The organism is Ekhidna sp. (assembly GCF_965247405.1).
Taxonomy (GTDB): Bacteria; Bacteroidota; Bacteroidia; order Cytophagales; family Cyclobacteriaceae; genus Ekhidna.
Map to the genome: position 1 here is coordinate 3,286,984 of NZ_OZ252014.1, position 24,694 is coordinate 3,311,677.

The 24,694-nt window shown below is 41.2% G+C and carries 14 protein-coding genes; 10 read left to right on the top strand and 4 right to left on the bottom strand.

The genetic code is table 11. The features are described from left to right. Positions 1-32 precede the first annotated feature (32 nt). The 4 genes from ACP14Y_RS15215 to ACP14Y_RS15230 all read right to left on the bottom strand — a co-directional run bounded on the left by ACP14Y_RS15215 (position 33) and on the right by ACP14Y_RS15230 (position 9,321). Positions 33-1,652 carry a RagB/SusD family nutrient uptake outer membrane protein gene (locus tag ACP14Y_RS15215; protein ID WP_424963784.1) on the bottom strand — a complete coding sequence of 540 codons (1,620 nt, stop codon included), beginning with the start codon at positions 1,650-1,652 and terminating at the stop codon, positions 33-35. Between the two features lie 7 nt (positions 1,653-1,659). Beyond that, positions 1,660-4,713 carry a SusC/RagA family TonB-linked outer membrane protein gene (locus ACP14Y_RS15220; RefSeq protein ID WP_424963785.1) on the bottom strand — a complete coding sequence of 1,018 codons (3,054 nt, stop codon included), beginning with the start codon at positions 4,711-4,713 and terminating at the stop codon, positions 1,660-1,662. Positions 4,714-4,911: 198 nt separating this feature from the next. After that, a complete protein-coding gene (locus ACP14Y_RS15225; RefSeq protein WP_424963786.1) occupies positions 4,912-7,614 on the bottom strand; it encodes an alpha-amylase family glycosyl hydrolase in 2,703 nt (900 codons plus the stop codon). 66 nt (positions 7,615-7,680) lie between these two features. After that, positions 7,681-9,321 carry a hypothetical protein gene (locus ACP14Y_RS15230; RefSeq protein WP_424963787.1) on the bottom strand — a complete coding sequence of 547 codons (1,641 nt, stop codon included), beginning with the start codon at positions 9,319-9,321 and terminating at the stop codon, positions 7,681-7,683. 216 nt (positions 9,322-9,537) lie between these two features. Between ACP14Y_RS15230 and ACP14Y_RS15235 the strand changes: the two genes are divergently transcribed. The 10 genes from ACP14Y_RS15235 to ACP14Y_RS15280 all read left to right on the top strand — a co-directional run bounded on the left by ACP14Y_RS15235 (position 9,538) and on the right by ACP14Y_RS15280 (position 24,689). Further along, on the top strand, positions 9,538-10,560 hold the full coding sequence (locus tag ACP14Y_RS15235) for a LacI family DNA-binding transcriptional regulator (RefSeq protein ID WP_424963788.1): 1,023 nt from the start codon (positions 9,538-9,540) through the stop codon (positions 10,558-10,560). 132 nt (positions 10,561-10,692) lie between these two features. After that, positions 10,693-13,107, top strand: coding sequence for a glycoside hydrolase family 31 protein (locus tag ACP14Y_RS15240; protein ID WP_424963789.1), 2,415 nt, complete (start codon positions 10,693-10,695; stop codon positions 13,105-13,107). Beyond that, positions 13,082-15,406, top strand: coding sequence for an alpha-amylase family glycosyl hydrolase (locus ACP14Y_RS15245; protein ID WP_424963790.1), 2,325 nt, complete (start codon positions 13,082-13,084; stop codon positions 15,404-15,406). The genes ACP14Y_RS15240 and ACP14Y_RS15245 overlap by 26 nt, the downstream gene beginning before the upstream one ends. A 2-nt stretch (positions 15,407-15,408) precedes the next feature. Further along, on the top strand, positions 15,409-16,758 hold the full coding sequence (locus ACP14Y_RS15250) for an alpha-amylase family glycosyl hydrolase (protein ID WP_424963791.1): 1,350 nt from the start codon (positions 15,409-15,411) through the stop codon (positions 16,756-16,758). Further along, positions 16,751-18,505, top strand: a complete 1,755-nt coding sequence (locus ACP14Y_RS15255; protein WP_424963792.1) for an MFS transporter — start codon at positions 16,751-16,753, stop codon at positions 18,503-18,505. The genes ACP14Y_RS15250 and ACP14Y_RS15255 overlap by 8 nt, the downstream gene beginning before the upstream one ends. A 4-nt stretch (positions 18,506-18,509) precedes the next feature. Next, a complete protein-coding gene (locus tag ACP14Y_RS15260; protein WP_424963793.1) occupies positions 18,510-19,469 on the top strand; it encodes an ROK family protein in 960 nt (319 codons plus the stop codon). A gap of 22 nt (positions 19,470-19,491) precedes the next feature. Beyond that, positions 19,492-20,463 (top strand): 6-phosphofructokinase, encoded by a 972-nt coding sequence (pfkA, locus tag ACP14Y_RS15265; RefSeq protein ID WP_424963794.1) that lies wholly within the window; start codon positions 19,492-19,494, stop codon positions 20,461-20,463. 121 nt (positions 20,464-20,584) lie between these two features. Then, entirely contained in the window at positions 20,585-21,118 is a 534-nt protein-coding gene (locus ACP14Y_RS15270; RefSeq protein WP_424963796.1) for a PKD domain-containing protein, read from the top strand. 15 nt (positions 21,119-21,133) lie between these two features. Then, positions 21,134-22,108, top strand: coding sequence for a hypothetical protein (locus tag ACP14Y_RS15275; protein ID WP_424963797.1), 975 nt, complete (start codon positions 21,134-21,136; stop codon positions 22,106-22,108). After that, entirely contained in the window at positions 22,101-24,689 is a 2,589-nt protein-coding gene (locus tag ACP14Y_RS15280; RefSeq protein ID WP_424963798.1) for a ligand-binding sensor domain-containing protein, read from the top strand. The genes ACP14Y_RS15275 and ACP14Y_RS15280 overlap by 8 nt, the downstream gene beginning before the upstream one ends. The last annotated feature ends 5 nt before the right edge of the window (positions 24,690-24,694 follow it).

Here is a 24,694-nt window from a genome sequence, read left to right on the forward strand (position 1 = left end):
AACGCCGCTTTTTATTTACTTCAAATAATTAACTAGTAGCCTTCATTTTGTTCAAGCTTAGGATTGGCAATTAGGTCAGATGCCGGTATCGGAAATATATCTAGATGAGAAGAAGTTGATACACCCTCCTGAGTGCCACCTTTCCATGGCCAGATATAATCACCTCCTGTGAACTTTCCATGCCTTATTAGATCCGTTCTTCGCGTTGCTTCAAGGTATAGTTCCCTTGCTCTTTCGTCGAGAATCCAATCTAAATCCACATCATTAATCGTCACATCACCACTATTGTCTCCATATGCACGTTGACGCAATTCATTAAGAAGAAGCAGTGTTGATGCACTAATAGATCCGCTTTCCTGAAGTTCAGCTTCTGCAAGAATCAGGTATGCCTCCGCTAATCTAAAAACCGGATAGTCGGTGCTTACCTGATCCACACCAGGGGCACGCTGACCTGTTGTTGATTCAATGTTGTTAAATTTTGGAACTGCATATCCATCTTCAAATTCAGCAACATTGTCAATTTCCAATGATTGACCTTCAGTAAAGAAAATCGCCCTTCCGTCAGGGCTATTGCCATCAGGATCTGTTGCTGCGTTTGGAAATTTTTCCACCAAAGCACTTGTCGTCCTGTATCCTTCCCAGCCAGACGGAACGCCATACTCCTGAAGAGCTTCATCAGGAAAATCAACCCCACCTTGCAAATCATCCATCATTGCACCACCTATCCCTCCACGAATAATTGTGGTGGTGCCTCCCCATGTTTGGGATACTAAACCATCATGAACGATTGACCAAATTATTTCGTTGGTTCTCAAATGATTGTCTCCCATAAACAATTCTTGATAAGTATCATGGATGCTATAGACTCCTGAGGAAATCACCTTATTGACTTCTGTGATGGCATCTGAATATCTACTGGTGCCTGTGTATACTTCAGAGTTAAGATAAAGTTTAGCTTTTAGCATCCACACAGCGCCTTGATCAAGTCTTCCGTAGGGGTGGTTGCCCTGTCCTGCCGAAAAAAGATCATCCTCGATTTCATTCAATTCGGTGATAAGAAAATCAAAAATGTCTGATGGATCTTGCTGTGAAGGTAAGTCAGAAGTAATTGAGGTGATCAAAATTACGTTTCTAAAGTGATCTAGCGCATGCCAGTACGCAAAAGCACGGATAAATCTGGCCTCTGCAACAAAACGATCAATTTCTGCTATTTCGTCGCTTGTCAATCCATCGGGTATGCTTTCTGCAACTCTTATAAAATCGTTTGCTAAAGAAATGGTATAAAATATACGATAATAAAGCACCCTTACAAATTGATTATCTGAACTCCAGGCATGGTTGTGTAGGTCTCTAATACCTGCATCTTGCCATGCAATGATGGCCTCATCAGTGGTTAGCTCCTGGGCCTTCCACCACACCCTTAAATAGCTTGAGAAGCCTTCATCATTAATTACAGTCAAATCTGGTTGACCTGCAGCACCTTGTTGACCAGTTAAGGTCAAAGACGCATATACTTTTGCTATATAAGCTTGATATCCTTCAAAGTCACCAAATACTGTCGCCTCATCATCTCCAAAAGAAGGGGGATCAACAGATATATCTGTGCAAGCACCAATAATAATGACTGATATAGTTATGATAAATTTTTTCATGGCTCAATTAAAAATTTAAGTTTAACCCAACGATATACATCTGTGATCTTGGATAGGCATTATTGTCAATACCGTTTACACCTCCACTTTCTGGATCCAACCCTTCATATGGAGTGATGTTTAAGAGGTTAGTTCCAGTTAGATAGACCCTTCCTTTAAATTTTTCCAACATCTCGAAATTGTAACCCACTGTAATGTTGTCCAGTTTCAGAAATGAAGCGTTCTGAACATAGTAGCTTGATAATAGTTGTCGGCTATCAAAATCGGTATCGTATGCAGAGCGGTGTACATTGTTGGCGTAGTTCGTTCCTTGAACACCTTCAAAGTTTCCATACTGGGAAAAAACATTGTTATAAACATAATTACCAATGGCCCCTCTCCATGTCATTGCAAGGTCAAATTTCTTGTATTGCATATTGGTTGTTAGTCCTAAAATCCAATCTGGAGCTGCCTTCTCATGTACAATCAGGTCATTTTCATTGATCTGACCATCTTCATTTTGATCTACATAAATATCGAGATTGTTTTCCAATCCATCGTTATTATGATCCTCGCCATCGGTTAAGATATTTCCATTAGAATCACGCTTATGTTCCCAAACGTAGAATGCTGTATTATTCGATCCCACCCTCCAAACTTGAATTGTTCGTCCAACGTCTCCTGAAATGCCACCTCTTCTAATACCGGGATCGTTTGGATCGTTGCTTCGATTTAATCTACTTATCTCATTTACATTATATGCAGCGTTGAAGTTGATGTTTAGCTTCAGGTCTGATTTATCAATTACTACAGAATTAAGTGTGAATTCAAATCCTTTACTTTCAAAAGACGCAACATTGGTAACGGCACGGTCACCTGGAATGAGTCCAATAGGGAATATAATATCTAATAGAAGATCGGAAGTTTCTTTGTTATAATAATCAATAGATCCAGAAAGTCTACCTTCAAGGAATCCAAAGTCAACTCCCACGTTCAGTGTGCTTGTTGTTTCCCACCCGACTCCTTCATCTACTGCATTAGGACGAACAGTGTTTACCGTATCATTACCGAAAATGTACTGTACACGGTCGTCTCCTTGAGAATAGAAGAAAATGTTGTCAAAATCTCCAATGTTGTTTGGGTTACCCGATTCTCCATACCCTACTCGCAATTTCAAGTTGCTAAGTATATTCTGAGTGGACTCCATAAAGGGTTCGTCAATTACTCTCCATGCTAAAGCCAGGGAAGGGAATAGCTTCCATGGTTCACCTGAATCACTTATTCGAGAGGTGCCATCACGTCGGAGCGTAGCTGTTAGCAAGTATCGATCTTTGAACTTAATGTTCGTTCGACCAAAGAAAGAGATAAGTCTAGAGTTAGATTCATCAAATACTAACGGATTTTCCAGATAGTTAGAATTTGCGTTTAGCTCCGAATCACTCAAGTAATTTGATGTGGAAGGAATGGTCAAAGAGTCATAAGTTGTATTGTTTTCTTGACTTAATCTTAATGACCTATCAACAGTGAACTGATTGTCGTAATAGGAGTACCCTGCTGTGAAATCAAGAGCTAAATCATTTACTTTTTTCTTGTAGGTAAAAAACCCTTCAAAATTTCTACTTACAAGGTTATCCTCCTGAAAGGTAAAACCTCCAACATCTCCGGATCGATTAGCCACCTGAGTAATATCCTGGCTTAGACCTTTAGATTTGTCATATGATCCAACCGCATTGATACTTAGACCTTCGACAAACGGAATATTGTATACTATTTTCAACGAATATAGATTTCGAATACTTCTACCCATATTGAAGCGTCGATCAATTGAAGAAACTGGATTTCCTGGAGCTAGTGGATTCTGCCATTGGAAATATGTGCCATCCGGATTTCTAATTGGTTGGGTAGGTGCCATCACCAGGCTGCTACCCACTTCATTTGGCGCAAATCGATTATTTATTATTGCGTGCTTTGAATTCCAATTAATGGTCAAATCTCCATCTAGTGCCTCATGCTTAATATTTGCTGATCCTGCAATACGTTCGGTATTTGAGGTTTTTAAGACTCCATCAAGGTTTTGATAATTGACAGAAATCCTACTACTGGTTTTTTTTCCAATGCCAAAAGAAGAAGATAGATTGTGATTTTGACCTATTGCTGTTTGGGTAATTTCATCGAACCAATCCGTATCATAAAGTTGGTCATCAACTCCTAAATCATCTCTGTTTTGCGGTGCTTGCCGCTCAACTGTAAAGACGAATTCAGCTGTATTTAACATGTCTACACGCTGTGCAATCTTGGAGACTGAAAAGGATCCGTCGTAACTAAAAGTAGGCTTTCCTAATGCTCCACTTTTAGTTGTTATAATAATCACACCACTAGCGCCTTGGGAACCATAAATCGCAGCAGCTGACGCATCTTTTAAAATTGTGATGTCTGCAATATCTGCTGGATTGATAAAACTTAATGGGTTTCGAGTTCCAGCCACTTCACCTCTAGGTAGAACCACTCCATCAACCACATAAAGTGGATCACTACCACCACCCAAACTTGATCCGCCTCTGATCACGATGGATGTTCCTCCTCCGGGTTCACCGCTGTTCGGTGTGATTTGAACACCAGCCACCTTTCCGGCAATCAACCGTTCAGGAGAGACAATCATTCCTTTGTTGAATTGTTCTTCATCAATTTTGTTTACTACGCCTGTCACATCACCCTTTTCTACCTGTCCATAACCAATTACCACGATCTCTGATAGCTCCTGGATGTCCGATGAAAGTGAAATGTCTATGGACGTTCGGGTGCCGACTGCTTGCTCTACGGTCTGATAGCCAATGTAGGAAAAGACCAAAACATCGTTAGTGTTTACCTCAATGCTGTAGTTTCCGTCAATGTCGGTTGCCACCCCTTTTTGTGTTCCTTTCACCTGAATGGTAACGCCCGGTAAGGTGGTGCCGTCTTGTGAATCTGTTATGGTTCCGGAGACTGTTTGCTGACCTCTCACCTGAAAAATGCTCGCAAGCAGCATAAAAAACAGGAAGCCTTTGAGTCTCCAATGACTGTTAATATTCCTATTGCTCTTCATTGATTTAGTATGATTTGGATAGAGGAATTGTTGGAACAATTCCTTATTGATTTCTACTACCAATTTTACCAATTTAGAAACGTAAATCCATGATTTTCAGGGCTTTTTAGCTCTTTTTTCTACGCAAACGTTTGCGAATTCATATATTTTTAATGATGACTAAATGAACAAAATTGACCGCAAACGTTTACGTTGGATTTACCTGATTACGATTTTGGTTTTTATCGCATGATCCCCTGTGTGAAGCTGGAGATAATAAAGACCCGGTGGAACTCTTTGAATGTCAATCTCTGCATCTGTTCCGATGATGCCTGTCTGTATTTCTTTACCTGAGATATCAATGATATTATATCTATCGGATTCAATATTTACCTTGAAGAAATCCGATGATGGGTTTGGATAGACTATAATAGGAGAGGAGAAATTCACTCCAAGGGTAATCTGCTGATCTTCGATATAATTATCAATCAAAGCAGAGGTGTACATATGCCACTCTCCCGGACTCAATGTTACCTCCTCATTGGTATTGGTTACCTCCATTGATTCTCCAGAAAAGTAATCATACCAGGTTCCAGATTTAGTAAACTGATGAGTGTATTCCTGGCTATCATCGTCAAAATTTCCAACTATATAAATATCTACATCCGGATGAGTGATGTTGATCGATTTCACAAAACCGGAAGTGTTCCACTCAAAGTATTCTTTATTGATATAGTCTGATTTGGTCCTTAAATGAATGAGTGACTTGTAGAGGTCGAATAACTTCTTTCGATTCGTCTCCTCCAAATATTCCCAGTGAGTGGGCTTAATGCCTAATCGATCGTTGTTCAATTCTTCATCGTATCCGAATTCACCAAATTGCCAGACCATCTTTGGTCCAGGCACAGTCAGGAAAAATGCTGCAGCCATTTTGGCTCGCTCTATTGATTCATTTTGACCTTTACTTTTCTGTAGCTCCCACATCAACCGTTCTTCATCATGACTTTCCATATAGGAAATCAGGTGCGGTTGGGACCAACCGCGATTTTCAAAATACGTTTGTCCAAGTGATGCAGAACTTCCTTTTGCTGCGTTGATATACGTATGATTCATGTTGCCCCAGAGCATCATTCCATATTCCGCCAACTCCTTTTCCTCAGAGTTGTCTGCAAAATGCTCCAGGATGATATATGCGTTGGGATCACTAGCCCAAATCACATCAGCAATTCGTTTCCAGATGGCAATTCTGGTTGCGTCATAATTTCCCCAACCACTAACATTACCCAAAGTGTTCTTTTGAGTGAATCCTTTGGAGAGATCGAATCGATAACCATCGATGTTATATTCATCAAGCCAATAGGCGACCACTCTGTCCACATAGTCTTTGGTATATTGACTCTCATGGTTCATATCATAACCCACATTGAAGTCATGCTTGGCTGAAGTATTAAACCAAGGGTTTTCCGATGTAGGATTTCCATATAATCCTTCATTATAAAGACGAACCAATGAATTTCTCCCGAAGTGATGATTGAGTACAATGTCCAGGATGACCGATATACCACGTTTATGAGCTTCATCAATCAACGTCTTCAGGTCCAGCTCTGTGCCATAGTATTTATCGATAGCGAACATGAAGGCGGGATTATATCCCCAGCTGAGGTTTCCTTCAAATTCCTGAACAGGCATTAATTCCAGGGCATTAATCCCTAAATCAGATAAGTAATCAAGTTTTTCAGTTACAGCATCATACGTTCGCTCTTCTGTAAAGTCCCGGATAAGCAATTCATAGATGACTAAATCTTCCTTGGCCGGTCGTGTAAATGCTGACCAGGAGAATGAAGGTCGATTAGTTTGAATATATCCGGCAGCTTCAGAGGTTTCATTGGAAGGGTAGGGCAGAAGATTAGGGTATCGATTATCTGAGATGATTTCCGGATCATCAAACGACGAAGAAATCTTTTCCGAGTAGGGATCAGCTATTTTGATTTCACCATCTACCAGGTACTGAAAAATGTATTCCTGACCGGGAGTTAATCCATTTACTTCCAGCCAAAATACTTCTCCATCTTTGTTCATGAGGTAATCATTACTCAATGACCAGTCATTAAAATCGCCTATTACAAAAACATGCTCTTTGTTGGGAGCGCGTAATTTCAGTGTTACGCTGGTGTCATCCTCTCCATAATTAATTCCATCCTGGATGCCATTGGGCAATGAAACCGAGGGTGGAGCGGGAGTTAATGTGTATGAGAAGGTAGTTTCAATGGTCTCTGTTGAATTTGTGGCAGTTGCCTTGATGATGTGAACATCACCATCGTCTATAATCGTGTGTGTTGTGTTTAGTTCAGAATCATCTGATACGCTGGCAATGGGTGTTTCGTCCACTAGTATTTGAATATCAGCCACTTCAGACGTGCGAACATCTATGTCGATGGTCGTTGATGAGCTGTAAAATCCATAATTGCCCGCTGGGTTGTCCATCACGATGGTGAAGCCATCGGTGATTTCGGTAATAAAATCTGTTGTTTGTCCGTCACTCCAGTCGTTTCCTTTCAGGAGCATACCAATGCTTTTAATGTTTTCTTTGGATGTATTAAAAAATTCCGTAGGTGTAAGTGAGAGGGTAAAATAAACCTCGCCAGAGGGTCCGGTAGAACGGGTGAATTTAGCCGGATTGGTGGCCGAGCTGTTGGAGCTAGCCGGATTGACATTCGAAGGAGCATCTATGCTTTCACCGGGTACCCACATCCAAATCCATGCATCATTCAAGCTTTGTAATGAGGTGCCTGTTACATCATAAGTGATAGTAATTTCTTCATCTGCATCAAAAAATGCCGGTTCAATGGTGGGATCTATGCTGGTTTGACCCAACGCATAAAGGGATGAAATACAGAGAATAATGGTGAGTATCCGATTCATGTTTGAAAATAAAAGTTAAAAAAAGCCGCCCCTAGAGGCGGCTTTTTATGTGTTTATTATGAGGGATTATTGTCTTGCTGCATTATCAGTCGCAGTGGCTGTGTAAGTAACACCACCATCGTCAGTACTAATTGTCACAGAATAGTTTCCTGCTGCACCAAGTTCGAATGTGCTATTATTAAATTCTAGAGCAGTGGTTCCATCTAAAGACCCTCCAAGGTTATAATCAAAACTTTGATTTACAAAGATTTTCCATCCTCCAGTTGTGTAATCACCAGCAGAAAGTGTTGCGGATGCAAGATCATCATTGTATGTCATTGCAATACCGTTTCCGGCATCCCAGTTACCTACAGGGCTTCCCTCTCCAATTACCTGAAACTCTGCCTCATCAATTGTCAAGTTCCATGTTGCTCCCTGATCGGAAGTAGAAATCACGAAATAATAGAATCCAGACTCACCATCGGCTACAAACCACTGACCATCAGCATTTGTGTCACCATCATCTGTAATAGTTCCCTCAACAGTGTTGTCTGTTACAGTTGCCGTAGTAGGAAGCAACTTAGTCGCCCAAGTACAATCAGTTCGGAATTTAAAGGCATTGTCTTCCGTACCTCCTGCCAATGGGAATACACCTCTCCATGTGTGTGTGCTTCCATCTTGACCGATATATACAAGGTCCTTATCATCATTCCATCCATCGGTAGCTGTTCCTGTACCGCTTTCATCACATACTCCCGTACCATTTCCAACATCACCTTGTGTGGCTGAACCAATTATTCCCCACTTAAAGTTATCCGGGTCAAATGCGCATTCTGGGGCATCATCTGTTTTTGTCAGAGTTATTTCACCTATTCCATTTTCATCAATGGAAAATGTAATATCATAAATACCATTGTCTATCGAGTTGTCACCGAGATTGATATTAGAACCGCCAGCTTCTAATGATGTTAGTGTACCTCCTAAATTTGTTAGGGCAACATATCCATTAACATCATCAAAGCTGGATTTATCCGATCTTCTGTCTATTTTCCAGTTGTTGTTATATCTAACCTTAAATTCAGCATCCTTCAAAATAATACCTTCTCCTGTGTAAGAAGCTCCATTTGCATCTTCTGACACTGTGGCATCTAAATCTACGTCTGCATTAAATCCATCACTTGTACATGCATCTGAGAATACAGCTCCACCAATCACTCCCCAAGAATCAATTTTAACAAGCAATGCCTCATCTGTTTGAGAATCAAAGATTACATGATACATTCCTGATTCAGCTACGCTAAATGTACTTGCAGTTCCAGACAAATCCACTACTGTGTATCCACCAGTATAATCGTCAGTGTTGTCCACTTCATCATCATCATATTCAGAAGTACTTCCTCCATAAACATTTGCTGCCTCCTGGTCTTCAATTTCAATAAAAATAAATGTTCCAGCTTCTAAGTATGTAAAAACGGAAGAATGACCGGACCGCTCTTTTGTAGCAAACCCATCGTCTTCCACTTCAGTCTCTGAAAGTTTATTCCCAGTTACCACTGTTGTATCGGATCCAGATATTCCTGCAATATACAGTCCGTCAGCTACTGTAAATGATCCAACATCATCATCATCAATTATGATTCCTCCACCATCATCGCTACCACACGATGAGATGAAAATCAGTGCCCCTAACACCATCAAAAAACTAAGGGATTTTAGTGCATTTTTCATCTTAATTTGTCGTTAATTTTTAAGTTAATTTTCTCGAGTATTTTGGCTAAAAAATTGATTATTTCTTAACACTCACTTACCGAATTTTATGAAATCAAAAATTCCAAACAACACTTTTACGAAGTTTTTACGGACTTTTTTTTCTGCAAACGTTTGCGTTTCAGACTTTTACAAAACCAATGAACAACATTTGACCTATTTAAGTAATTTTCTTGCATGAAAAGACAGACAACTACCATCAAGGACATAGCTAGAGAATTAGGTATATCCCCCTCAACGGTATCGCGTGCACTGAAGGATCATTTTGAAATCAGTGAAGAAACGAAAAAAGCCGTTAGGCGTGTTGCAGAAGAATTGAATTACCAGCCCAACTCCCTCGCCCTGAGTTTGAGGTATAGTAAGTCCAATACCATTGGGGTGATCGTTCCGGAGATTGTTCACTTCTTTTTTTCAACAGTGATCAGCGGTATCGAAGACATTGCTCAAAGCAAGGGCTACAATGTGATCATTACTCAATCTAACGAATCGGTGGAACGGGAGATGATGAATCTCCAGACTCTTTTCAACAACCGTGTCGATGGCATCCTAGTGTCCTTGTCCAGGGAGTCTTTTGATTACACGCACTTTGAGGCCATGATGCAGAAGGGATTACCCATCGTCTTTTTTGATCGGGTAGCAGATACGCTTGAAACGAGCAAGGTTACGGTAGATGACTTCCTGGGTGGCTATCAGGCAACAGAACATTTAATTAAACAAGGATATAAGCGAATTGGTCATTTAGCAGGTCCTGAAAATCTCGACATCACCAATCAACGCATGAATGGATTCAGAAAAGCGCATGAAGATGCCGGTTTAGCTATTAATGAAGATTTGATCATTTTCAATCAGGCGTCTGATGAGAGCGATGCGTACAGTGCCACTTATGAGATGCTCAAAACAAAAAATCTGGATGCCCTATTTGCGTCAAATGATTTAGCTGCCATGGGTGCCATCAAAGCAGCACAGAAATATGGAAAGAATGTCCCACAGGATTTTGGAGTCGTGGGATTTAGCAATTGGCAATTCACAGCTTTAACCAATCCCTCGATCACTACCATCGAGCAGCCGGGCTTTGAAATGGGACAGCATGCGGCTGAGCTTTTGATCAAACAAATAGATGGTGGTGAGGAGGACGTGGAATTCGAATCCATGAAATTACCGACCAACCTTTTGGTAAGGGATTCCTCTCAAAAGGTATAATTTTTACAAAATCTTCATAATCAAGGCGTTCCGCAACCGTTTGCGTTATTTTTTTTGAAATAACAGTGCTATCCCCTGTCATAATATTCATTAATTTGACCCTGACACTCAACTTAACTCAGTGAAAAAATTATGTTGAATATCGCCAACAGAGAGATAAAAAAGCGGATAGAGCTGGGCGGAGATTTTGGATCTTTCACAGAGACTGATCATGGTCTTGATATTAAATCTGATAGATATACCTACGAACTCAAATTCTATTCTAACACCATTGTAAGAATTCATCAGGTAGGAGAAAACAAAGATGAAAATCCTTACTCGGTGGTTCAGGAACCCCAAAAAGTATCATTTTCAGTAGAGGAGCATGATACATCGATCATAGCAAGTTCGGACTCACTGGATGTGATTATTAATAAATCCCCGATATCATTTACTTTTCTAAATAAGGAAGGAAAAGTGATCAATGAGGATGATGCAGGTCTGGGTATTCAAACCCAGGGGGAGCAGGTGACGGTCTATAAAAAATTACAGGAAGGTGAACGGTTTGTTGGTCTGGGTGAAAAGACTGGTCCATTGGATCGAAGAGGGAAAGGGTATCAAAACTGGAATACCGATCACTTTGCATACGATATAGAAGCTGACCCACTTTATGCCTCTATTCCGTTTTATATCGGGATCCATGGAAATCTCAGCTATGGGATTTTCCTTGACAACTCGTACAAGAGCCATTTCAATTTTGGTGCTTCAAACAATCGTTTTTCTAGCCTCTCGGTGGATTCGGGGGACATGAACTACTATTTCTTTGCTGGTTCTGTTACTGAAATCATTCAGTCATACACCTGGCTCACCGGTAGGATGTCCATGCCACCCATGTGGAGCATCGGTTATCAGCAATGTCGCTATAGCTACTATCCGGATACTGAAGTTCTCGACGTTGCTAAGAAATTCAGAGATAAAGATATTCCAGCGGATGTCATTGTACTTGATATTCACTACATGGATCAATATAAGATCTTTAGTTGGGATAAGGAGCGCTTTCCTAATCCCGGACAGATGCTTGATGCTTTGAAAGAAATGGGTTTTGAGGTAGTTGTGATTTGTGATCCGGGCATCAAAATCGAAGAAGGTTATGAGCCTTTTACATCAGGAAAGGAAAAAGACGTCTTCCTTAAATATTCTGATGGCTCCTACTATGAAGGAGAAGTTTGGCCGGGCTGGTGTCACTTCCCTGATTTCACCAACGAGGAAACCAGAAAGTGGTGGAAAGAGATGATGAAATCCTATACAGATATCGGTATAAAGGGGTTTTGGAATGATATGAACGAAATCGCTACCTGGGGACAAATGCTTCCTGAAAATATTGAATTTGATTTTGAAGGAGAAGGTGGCACTTCCAGAAAAGGAAGAAATATTTATGGCCATCAAATGACCCGAAGCGCTTATGAAAGCGCGATTGCCAACTTGAAAGGTGAACGACCTTTCATTCTGACCCGAGCAGGTTTTGCCGGAGTGCAGCGATACAGTGCCCTGTGGACAGGGGACAATGTAGCCAACGATGAGCATATGCTCCTGGGGGTACGAATGGTCAATAGTCTTGGACTTTCTGGTGTACCATTTTCAGGGTATGATGTGGGAGGTTTTGCCGGGAATGGACAAAGCAATCTTTTTGCAAGGTGGATTCAGATTGGAGCATTCTCGCCATTCTTCAGAGGTCATTCCATGATCAATTCGCATGATTCAGAACCATGGTCCTATGGAGAAGAGGTAGAGGAGATATCCGCTAATTATATCAAGCTTCGATATAAACTACTTCCATACATCTATCATACCTTTTTACAAGCATCTGAGCAGGGATTACCAGTGGCAAGAAGCCTATGCATAGATCATGCACAGGATGATAAAATCTATGAAACTGATTTTGAAAATCAGTACCTCTTCGGAGACAATATCCTGGTTGCTCCATTAGCCAGCGATCAGAGATACGGAAAGGTGTATTTGCCTGAGGGAGAATGGTATGAATTTTTTACCGATGAGAAATTTGATGGTGCTCAGGAGATGATTCGGGAATACGCAATTGAGCATCTACCGCTCTTTATCAAAGCCTCAGCAATCATTCCGATATACGGTGATGTATCCCAAAATTCAAAAAATGTGGGAAGTACGCTTGAACTTCATTTTTATAATGGGGAAGATGGAAATCAAACAGAGTACTATGAGGATGATGGCATCTCCTATGACAATACAAAAGGTGCTTTCCATCGTCGGGCTATCCAGTTTGAGCCGGAGAAAAAATCCATTCGAATCTCGAAGGCTTCAGGTGATTTTACATCCAAAATAGAAAAGCTAAAAATCGTTTTACATGGATTTGATTCCTCCGATATCAAGAACTGGAAGGGTGGAAAACTAAGGAGTGATGAATATGCGTATGTTCGTCCTATTTCCAATTTTGATCCTTTCGAGAAAGACCGAAGAGATAGTCTAAAAGCAGAAAATGTATTTATAACCGAAATGGATTATTCCAATGAGGAAATTACTTTTAATTGGTAGTCTGGTAGCTCTTTATAGTTGCGGACCCGACCGCAACCTATCTACATTGGAACAGCCTCTCATCGTTGGACAGGCTACACCCATTATGCTTGATCTTCAAAACACAGCTGTTGAGTTGGAGGATTACTTATTGGAGCCTCAAAGATTAGACTCTGTGACAACTGATGGTCCATTTAGCTTGCAGATTGATAATTCAGTTTTAAAAATCAGCGGTCGACCAAAACAAGCTCTTTACAATCTAACTTTTTGGGCAGAAGGGGTAGGCGAGAGTGTCTTGATGGTAAGAACCAAAAAGACCATGTTTTCTTTTTTGTATCAGCCGAAAGGGGATGAAAGAAAGGTGATGATCAAAGGGGAGTTTAATGCATGGAATCCCAACAATACAGTGCTTGAAAAGAAAGGAAATTCATTTTCCACCTATGAGCTGCTTACACCAGGTACGTATCAGTACCTCTATGTGGTGGATGGAAATGAAATGCGGGACCCGAGTAATCCCGACTCAGTTTCAAACGGAATGGGGGGGTGGAATTCAGTGATCAATATTGCCGGGTCGAATCCAGCAAAAGTGCCAACGGTCGCAACGCAAAGTTTTAGCAGTTCCTCCATTAATCTGACCAGCAACAATTCAGTCACTGGACTATACGCCTATTGGGAAAACACTTTGATTCCGAATGAATTCATCACGATAGAAGGAGGAAATGTTCACATTTCCATTCCAGCAAATGCCCAAGATGTAAAGCGTTCCCAAATTCGTTTATGGGCTTACAATAAGGAAGGAATAAGTAATGATGTACTCATACCACTGCACTATGGGAAAGTAATTTCATCAACTGATCAGCTTGATCGGAATGATTATGAAGCAATGGTTATGTACTTCCTCATGGTCGATCGATTTAATAATGGGAATCCTGTTAACGATAAACCACTTAATATCCCGGAAGTACACCCAAAAGCAGATTATTTTGGAGGAGATCTGGCTGGGATTACTCAAAAAATTAAGGATGGCTATTTTCAGGATTTAGGAACCAATACGATCTGGTTATCTCCGATTACTCAAAATCCGGAAGGAGCCTTTGGCAAGTATCCGGAACCAGAAACAAGCTTTTCAGCCTATCATGGCTACTGGCCAATATCTAATGTTAGAGTAGATTATCGTTTTGGTACGAGTGAAGAGTTTCAATCCCTTGTAAATGCTGCGCATGAGGCTAACATGAATGTATTGCTTGATTATGTGGCTAACCATGTACATGAGCAGCATCCCATTTATCAGGAAAACCCGGGTTGGGCGACTAATCTTTACCTGCCGGATGGGTCATTAAATACCGAAAGATGGGATGATCACAGACTGACTACCTGGTTCGACACGTTTATGCCGACGCTGGATCTTTCCAGAATGGAAACAGTTGATCCGATGACCGACTCAGCGATTTTCTGGTTGAAGGAATATGGAATTGATGGATTCAGGCATGATGCCACCAAACACATTCCTGAGATTTTCTGGAGAGTGCTGACTAAAAAGATTAAGCAGCAAGTGGTGGCAGAGACCGGCCAACCGGTTTTTCAAATTGGAGAAACGTATGGTAGCCATGAACTCATCAAAAGCTACATCTCCACCGGTATGCTGGATGCACAGTTTGATTTCAATATGTATGATCGGGCAGTCTCGGCTTTTGCGGGAGCCGGATCTTTGGAAGATTTGGCTAGCTCTCTTAGAGAAAGTATTAAATACTATGGTGACCACAACCTGATGGGCTATATCACAGGTAATCAGGATCGTCCACGCTTCATCTCATATGCGGATGGTTCATTGGAATTTGGTGAGGACACCAAGTATGCAGGCTGGAATCGGGAAATAACCATGCAGGATACGCTGGCTTACAGAAAGCTTTCTGCCTTGACCGCATACATGATGAGCATACCGGGAATTCCATGTATTTACTACGGTGATGAATACGGCTCTGTGGGAGGTAACGATCCGGACAACAGGCGTCAGATGCAATTTGAAAATCTGGATAAACATCAGCTTGTAACACGGAACAGAGCAAAGCAAATGATCGAGATCAGAAAGAATAACCTTGCATTGATTTACGGTGATACGGAGATTGTAGAGGCAGGAGCTGACTATCTGGTTCTGTCCAGGAAATATTTTGATAATCAGGTGATTTCTGTATTCAATACGGGTCAGAACATGTTGAAAATTGAGGTTCCTGCAAATGGAAAGACGAACTTTTTTGGCACACTAGAAGGCGAAATGCTAAGTCTACCCCCTAGCTCATTTGAAATGATTACTTATAACTAATTATGAAGATCATAACCAACCTAACTTTTTTGTTAATACTCATTGCTTCCTGCTCTCAACCCAAAAGTGAGGAGAAGCAAACGGAGACCACCACGGGCTTTCCTGAGCAAGCCAAAGACATGGTGATCTATGAGGTGAATGTGCGTCAGTATACGCCAGAAGGCACATTCAATGCGTTTGCCGAGCACCTTCCACGGCTGGAAGAATTGGGTGTTGATATTCTTTGGATCATGCCGATACAGCCAATCGGTGAGAAAAATAGAAAGGGCGGATTGGGGAGCTACTACTCTATTCAAGATTATACAGCAGTAAATCCGGAGTTTGGCACCATGGATGAATTTAAAAGGATGGTCGATGAAGCTCATAAAAGAGGCATGTTAGTAATCCTTGACTGGGTAGCCAATCATACAGCGTTTGATCATGCATGGACTGAGATAGAGGGGTATCACAACACAGATTCATTAGGGAACGTGACCTGGCCTGAGGGAACAGACTGGACCGATGTGGCTGATTTGAACTATGATAACATGGACATGCAAAATGACATGATCGAAGCACTTCGGTTTTGGGTGAAAGAAGCAGATATCGATGGGTATAGATGTGATGTGGCCGGTTTTGTCCCAATGGAATTTTGGAACAGAGCAAAGGATTCACTGGATGTGGATAAAGACTTATTTATGCTCGCAGAGTGGGATGAGCCCAAAATGCACGAGGACGCATTTCATATGACCTATGGTTGGGGTCTTCATCATTACATGAATGAGGTGGCGAAAGGTCAAAGGAATGCAGACTCACTGGTTTCATTCATCAACAAAGATCTTGAGCGATATCCTTCAGATGCCATCAGAATGAACTTTACCACCAACCATGATGAAAACTCATGGAATGGTACCGTGTTTGAACGATTTGGAGACGGACATAAAGCGTATGCTGTTTTTGCCTTCACTGTGCAGGGCATGCCATTGATCTACAGTGGTCAGGAAGCCGGACTGGATGAGCGATTGGCATTTTTTGAAAAGGACACGATTGAATGGGATAATGTGAAATATCAGGATTTCTATGCATCTCTTATTGACTTGAAGAAGGGTAATCCGGCACTTCACAATGGCGAGTACGGTGGAGAGCCTGAGTTTGTTGATGTAGGAAACCCAATGGTGATTGCCTATTCCCGAGAGAAAGAAGGTAATCGGGTAGATGTGATCATCAATTTGTCAAATGAAGTTCAGTCGGTATCTATCCCTGAATCTTGGAATTTTTCAGATGTCTTTAGTGGTGAGGAGATCAATGCTTCAATCACTGAACTACAACCCTATCAGTACTTTGTAGGATCAAAATCGGCAGGCAATGAGTAATATTTCTCTCAATTCAGAAAAGCCGAAGCTGAGTTTTTGGCAGATATGGAACATGAGTTTTGGATTCCTTGGAATCCAGTTTGGATTTGCCCTTCAGAATGCTAATACGAGCAGAATATTTGAAACGCTGGGAGCTGATACCAAAAACCTTGCTTTTTACTGGCTGGCAGCACCTGTGACGGGCTTGATTGTGCAGCCAATCATTGGATATCTGAGTGACAGAACCTGGCATCCAAGATGGGGGAGAAGACGTCCATTTTTTGCGATAGGTGCTATTCTGGCTACCATCGCGCTTTTCGTCATGCCAAACTCTCCAACGCTTTGGATTGCAATAGGAATGCTTTGGATCATGGATGGTTCCATCAATATCAGCATGGAGCCTTTCAGAGCATTTGTTGGAGATATGCTTCCACCTGAGCAGCGAACGAAGGGGTTCGCTATGCAGAGCTTTTTCATTGGCGTTGGAGCTGTGGTAGCTTCGGCGCTTCCATGGATTTTCACCAATTTGATTGGAGTAAGCAATACTGCTCCTGAGGGTCAGATTCCGGATTCTGTTAAGTGGTCCTTCTACGTGGGAGGGATCGCCTTTTTGGTTGCCGTCATGTGGACGGTGTTTACCACAAAAGAATATCCGCCATCTGAAGAAGACATTAAAGAATCAAAAACTCCAGGTCCATTAAATATCAAGTTTAGCCCACGGCAATACATGGCCAGAGGTCTGGCACTCTTGTTTGTAGGAGCAGCACTCGCTTCCTGGTTTACCGTTCAGGAATTCGATCCACAACTTTATGTATTATGTGGGATTTTCGGATTATTCGGGCTTTCCTATGTGATTGGAGCCATTTTTATGGGGCGGAATAAGTATCATAATGGATTTGTTCAGATCGTGCGTGATTTTCAAAACATGCCAAAGACGATGGTGCAGCTGGCATATGTGCAGTTCTTTTCATGGTTTGCCCTTTTTGCCATGTGGATTTATAGCACATCAGCGGTAACATCACATATTTATGATACTAAGGTAAATGTAGAGTTGGTAGATACTCTTGAAACTGAGCTTGTTGATTATGTTTCGAGGGTAAATAATACAGACGAGGAGACTAAAATTGAACTAGTCAAAAAAGAAATTGATCTTTTTTTAGGAAAAGCCAAGAATTCAAGAGAAGCTCTTAATGTCAATGTGGCTAACTTTTTTTTAGACGAAGAAAGAGGATTTGAATTTTCGGAAGAGGCAGAAGAATCTTTGATTCGTGTTAGGGAAGAATATAATGACGGAGCTGATTGGATAGGAATAATGTTTGCTACTTATAATGGAGTTGCAGCATTGGCCGCCTTTCTTCTAGTTTTTATCGCTAAAAAGACTTCTCGGAAAATCACTCATTTACTTGCACTTATGGCGGGAGGTCTAGGGCTGTTGTTTTACTATATTGCTCCTGGTCCGTATGGACTTATTGGTTCAATGGTAGGTGTTGGGATAGCATGGGCAAGTATTTTATCTATTCCATACGCTATGCTTTCGGGTTCATTACCTCCAAAAAAGATGGGGTATTATATGGGCATCTTCAACTTTTTTATCGTCATCCCGCAGATAGTAGCAGCAAGTATCCTTGGTTTTCTGGTTGCTACATTTTTCGAAAGCGAGTTTATTTATGCAATAATACTGGGAGGAGCTTCTATGATCATTGCGGGTTTACTATGTTTAAATGTAGATGACCGAGATGAAGTCTTCATGAAAGAGGGAGAAGCATAATCGTATGGGTAAAAAACTTGCCATAGGAATAGATATAGGAGGGACCAACTCCAAATTCGGAATAGTCGATAGAGAGGGAAACGTACTTGTGCAATCAAGGATTAAAACCCAGCAATTCGGTGACTACTTTTCATTCATTGCGAGCCTTAAGAAAGAGATTGAGAAGATTCACCCTCTCGATGAAGTAATAGGTGTTGGAATAGGAGCACCCAATGCTAATTACTACAAAGGAACCATCGTAAATCCTCCAAATTTACCATGGAAAGGCGTTTCGAAGTTTGCCGAAGAAGTGGAAAAAGTGTTTGGTTTAAAATGTGTTCTTACAAATGATGCCAATGCTGCAGCTTTGGGTGAGATGGTATATGGGAAGGCTAAAAACATGAAGGACTTTGTGGTCCTGACTGTGGGTACTGGTCTTGGAAGTGGGATCGTAATCAATGGTGATCTGGTGTACGGGAAGCACGGTTTTGCCGGCGAGTTGGGGCATACACTCGTAAATGCTAACGGAAGATACTGCGCTTGTGGTAAGAGAGGTTGTCTGGAAACCTATGTGAGCGCAACAGGCATCCGCAGAACTGTTTACAAGTTGCTTGCTGATTATACCGATCCAAGTATGCTTCGCTCCATCAGTTTTGATGATTTGAGCACAAAGACCATTACCGAAGCAGCTGCCAAAGGAGATAAAATCGCCATTGAAGCTTTTAAATACACGGGACGTGTTTTAGGAATGAAATTATCTGATTTTGTTGTCCATACAGACCCTGAAGCTATATTTTTGTTGGGTGGTTTATCCAAAGCAGGAGACCACATTTTTACCCCTGCTCAAGAAAATATGGAGCATTTTCTAATGCCCCTTTTCAGAGATAAGAAAATACAACTGCAACCCTCAGGTCTTAAAGACGATGATGCTCCTATATTAGGCGCATCCAGTCTTGTTTGGAAATACCTAAACGGCTCAGCTTGAGCGAATTAATAGTTAGAAAACAATGAAAAATATTGGAGTTTTTACTTCCGGAGGAGATGCACCAGGGATGAATGCCTGTGTTCGGGCAGTTGTTCGTTCTGGGTTGAGTCTTGGGCTTAATGTCTATGGAATTAGGTACGGGTACAATGGAATTATTAATGGAGATATGTACCTGATGAAGTCTTATTCCGTAAGCAATATCTTACAAAAAGGAGGCACGATTCTGAAATCTGCCAGAAGTGAGGAATTTAGGACGAAGGAAGGAAGAAAAAAAGCGTATGAGCAGCTGAAGGCTAAAGGAATCGAAGGACTTGTGGCAATAGGTGGGGATGGTACATTCACCGGTGCAAATATTTTCTATGAGGAATATGGAATTCCAACGGTTGGTGCTCCTGGCACAATCGATAATGACCTTTTCGGATCAGATTATACCATTGGATTTGATACGGCCGTAAACACGGCGCTTGAAGCGATTGATAAAATCAGGGATACTGCGAACTCTCATGATCGGGTATTCTTCATTGAAGTGATGGGAAGGCACTCAGGATACATTGCTATCCATTGCGGAATTGGTGGAGGGGCTGAGTTGGTCATGGTACCTGAAACTTCCACTACGATTCAGGACGTAATTGATACTTTAAATCAAGGTAGAGATAAAGAAAAAACATCGGCGATTGTGATTGTTGCAGAAGGTGATGAGCAGGGCAATGCCCATGAAATCGCCAACAAAGTAATGAAAAAACTTCCTAAGTTGGATATTCGCGTATCCACATTAGGTCACTTACAAAGAGGAGGATCACCAACCTCACTGGATCGTATTTTAGCTTCCAGACTAGGACTAGCTGCAGTTGAAGGCCTGATAGATGGAAAGTCAAATGTGATGGCGGGAATCATTGATGATGAGGTGGTTTATACCAGCTTCAAATTAGCCATTAGCAAAACCAAGCCAATCAACAATGAGCTGATGCGGTTGGTTGATGTGATGAATATCTAACACTTACAACAGTCATTTATTCAAACCGATAAACTCTGGGATCAAACGGGTCACAATAGCCGTTAATCGAAATGTCCAATAGGTGGGCAATCAATGTATGTACTTTCGTGGTTGAAAAACCATGAAAATACTAGTCGCAATTTTTTTCGCTCTCAGCTTCCGATTACTGATAGCGCAAGATTTTCCTTCGGCACTCGCAGACAAAGAATGCATCATACTGGATCTGAGTGGATCAGTAGAAAAAGAAAACAGTAATCTTATTTACAAGTGGGACCTTGGAGATGGTAATGAAGCATACGGGATAACTGTGGAGCATTGCTATGATTCTATCGGCGAATTTCAGGCTACACTTTCAATCGTCGACCCAATTTCTTCAATGAGCTTTGATGACGAATTTACTGAAACCGTTCAAGTACTTCCGGCAGTTGCACTTAAAGTAAGCCAATCACAAATTTCAAACACATATACTCTCGAGGCAATGCTCACCGGGGCAAAAATTGATTCGGTCGATTTTTTCTGGTCCTGGCAGGAAAACCGGGAAGTTGGTCAGATACTTTCCAGTATGAATCGCGAGACCAAAGTCAGAGTATTGGCCCGGTTTCAGTTTCAGGGAGAGGAAATCTATCTATCCAAAGAAATTGTGGTTGGACAATAATTATACCCTAAGCACATGAAAAATTTAGTTTTAATCTCACTTCTTTTCCTGGTCAGTTTAAAAGGAATTGGTCAGCTGGTACCCAGCGAATTTGAGCAGATTACACATCTGGTCACCTTTGGTGCTGATAGTAAGCCAGGATGGGGAGATGATGATCATACTCAGATATTCTTTTTTATCGTACCGGAATCATTCACCAAGCCAGTGTATATCCGTGTTTTTGATCCTGATATTGGGGGAAAATACGATGAGCCGAACGGTGAATGGGATACAGGAGTCAAGTTTAGTGTGTATGGAGGAAAGGGGGCCCATTCAGAACCTGACGCCAAAAAAATAGATCCTATTGGAAAATTTAAGAGTGGAACACTGCTAGCTTCCAAGCTATTTCAGTCTGAAGCAAGGTATGATGGAAAGTGGTATACATTCGGTCCGTTTAACCCAATGGAGGGCGAAGCTTTTCCTCAATTGAATGGCCGTGTGTTTAAGGTCATTGCAGAAGGAATAGCAGGAAATGATGGGAATCTCTATAAGTATTTTCTGAGCACTAAAGATTTTGAAAATAAAGAAGTAGAGGGAGCCAATGCATTTACCTATGAGTATTCATTTAGGCTACCTGAAGTGAAAAACTCTGTGGCTCATCTATACCCTTTCATTGAGGACGATGTGGTTTCAATCACTCAGCACAACTTCGATTTTGATTTCGAAGGGTCAATTCTCATATACTCCATCGCTAAGAATCGTCACCGGGCTACACCAAGCAAAAACAGAGAGTGGGGACGAAGCAAACATCCAATCATTGATGAAGAGAAAAATACGACAGTGGATCTTCAGATTGTAAAAGGACGCACTTCCAGAAATGATATGGTGTGCTATGTGACCAACCAATACGATGAAGCTGTTGCATTCTTTTCGGTTCCAGTAGGAGGTCCTCCAAAGTTCAAGTACAAGCTCAATGTCCGATATAAAGATAAAGACAATGATAATGATTAAAAGAGGCCTTTTTATCTGCTTTGGACTTGCTGTTACTTTGTTTTTAAATGCCGGTCCACGTGATTTCACTACCGTATTATATAATGCTGACAGAGATTTCAATGGTGTGTTTATCTACACGATCGTTCAGGATGATGACGGTTTCTTATGGATAGGTTCAGATGATGGGCTCTACCGTTTTGATGGTCAGGAGATGCTGAATCTTAATAAGAAGGACAGCACAATCAAAAGTATTATTACTGCCTCTACCATATCAAAGGATGGGCATGTTTACCTCGGCTATATTGATGGAGGTATCAGTATCGTGGAGCATGGAAGATACCGGAAATTGCTTTCAAGCGATGACCTGCCTAATCGTGTAGAGCAGTTAAAAGTAGATGAATCAGATATTCTATGGGGGCTGACAAGAAACCAGGGTATGGTCATGATTGATGGGGATTCTGTGAGGCGATTTCAATTACCAATCCTGAATGAGCTTATAAGTAATGATTTTGTTGTTGTTGGAAACAAAATTTTTGTTGCTACCAATGAGGGAGTTGTAGAATTCAGAATAAAAAATAACGAGCTAGTTCCTGCGCAGTTCACCACAGGAACAATAGGACTCAATGCAACAGCCTTGTATCAGGATAAGGATAATCCTAACCTGCTTTGGATTGGGACTGATGACGGCCTTTATAGATATCAAATTGAGCAGAACGAAATCGAATTAGTTGAAGGGTTTCCTGCACATGTTCGTATCAGCTCAATAGCAGAAGATGACTTGAATACATTGTGGGTTGGTACCTATAACCATGGATTGGTGGAGGTGGACTTGAAAAGGGGTGAAGTAGAAGCACTGACCTATTTCAACACGTCCACTGGCTTTGAAAGTAATGAAATAGGTGAGGTCTATGTAGACAATGAGAATGAAGTGTGGGTGGGTACCTTCGGACGTGGATTGGTGCAGCTAAACCGAGCTTACTTCCATCACTATGAGTTAAATAAGACTATTGGGGTGCAAGGGGTGCATAGCATTGCTAATTACAAAGAAGATGAATTACTACTCGCGACCGATCGAGGAATTGTTCATGTGTATCATAAACCAAAAAGGGACAGTCTGATCTTCGAGAAGATTCCTTACACTCAAAACTATTCCTTCACTTCTTTAGCCATCTTAGGACAAGATATTTGGGCTGGAACAAAAAGAAATGGGGTTGTTAAGATCAATATTGAGGATGAAAAGCTGGAGCAAGTGTTTCTTAATCCGTTGGATCCTGTTAACGCACATTTGATTCGCGACATTCAGTTGGATCTAGACGGTAATGTATGGGTGTCAGCCGCAGGAAATGGCGTGTATCATTTGACTGCCAAAGGGGAGCTCATTAAGCATTACAACACAAGAAATGGATTTTATCATAATGAGATTTTTTCCATTTACCCGGATCGTGCAGGGAATGTTTGGTTTGGAAGTCATGCGGTAGGCTTAGCTGTTTTGAGAAAAGGAGGAAAAATGGACTTCCTTTCAAGGGATAAGGTTTTTCCAGCTTTTGATATCAATTCCATTATTCAGGACGCAAGCGGTAAAATCTGGATCACTACAGCTGGTTCTGGAATTTATAGCTTTGATGGTGAAAACTTCAAACAATATACTACCAAAGACGGACTGCTGTCAAACTTTTGCAATGCGGCGATGGTAGATAATATAGGCCAGGTATGGGTGGGTCATAGACTAGGCATTAGCCTCATACAGCCTGATTATAATCTGGTTCGAATTTTCAGTCATCCCAGTGAGCTGGGCGAAACGGAATCTGAGCTCAATTCCGTAGTAAAAGATACACATGGTAATGTTTTCTTTGGAAATCCTTTTGGTATTACAAAGGTCAACCTTCCCCATTTCAATTTTAGAATAATCAAGCGCGAAACGCATATTAAGGATATTCGACTCTTCTTTCAGGAAGTGGATCTATTGGAACATACCCAAGCAAACAAGCTAGACAATATCCTGCCTTCAGATCTAAGGTTTAGTCATGATGATAACCACCTTTCATTTGACTTTGTATCTATCAACTTAAGAAATCCGAATGCCATTTATTATCAATATACCCTTGAAGGATATGATAAAACCTGGTCTCAGATCAATAAGTCCAACAGTGCAACCTATACCAATCTGGATCCTGGCACTTACACTTTTAAGGTGAAAGAATCGGATCACCCGGAGTTGTGGAACGATTCGGACTATGCCAGTATCACCTTTACAATTACGCCACCCTACTGGAGGATGTGGTGGTTTTATCTAGTGCAAATAGGTTTTTTCCTGTTGTTTATGTACATGACCTTGGTTCTTTCTTCCAGAATCAAATCACAGTTTGTAACGAGATTGATGGTATACGTTACCCTGTTCATCATCTTCGAATATATCCATACAGAAGTAGAGCCCTACTTAGAGTCATTTACCGGAGAAACACCAATACTTCAGGTTGGAACAAACCTCTTGCTTGCATTAGTGCTGCTTCCGGTAGAAATAAGGCTATCAGGATTTCTAAAAAAGAGAGCGCTTCGTAGGGCTAAGATCAATGAAGCAATGGAAAAAATCAACGCATAATTCAA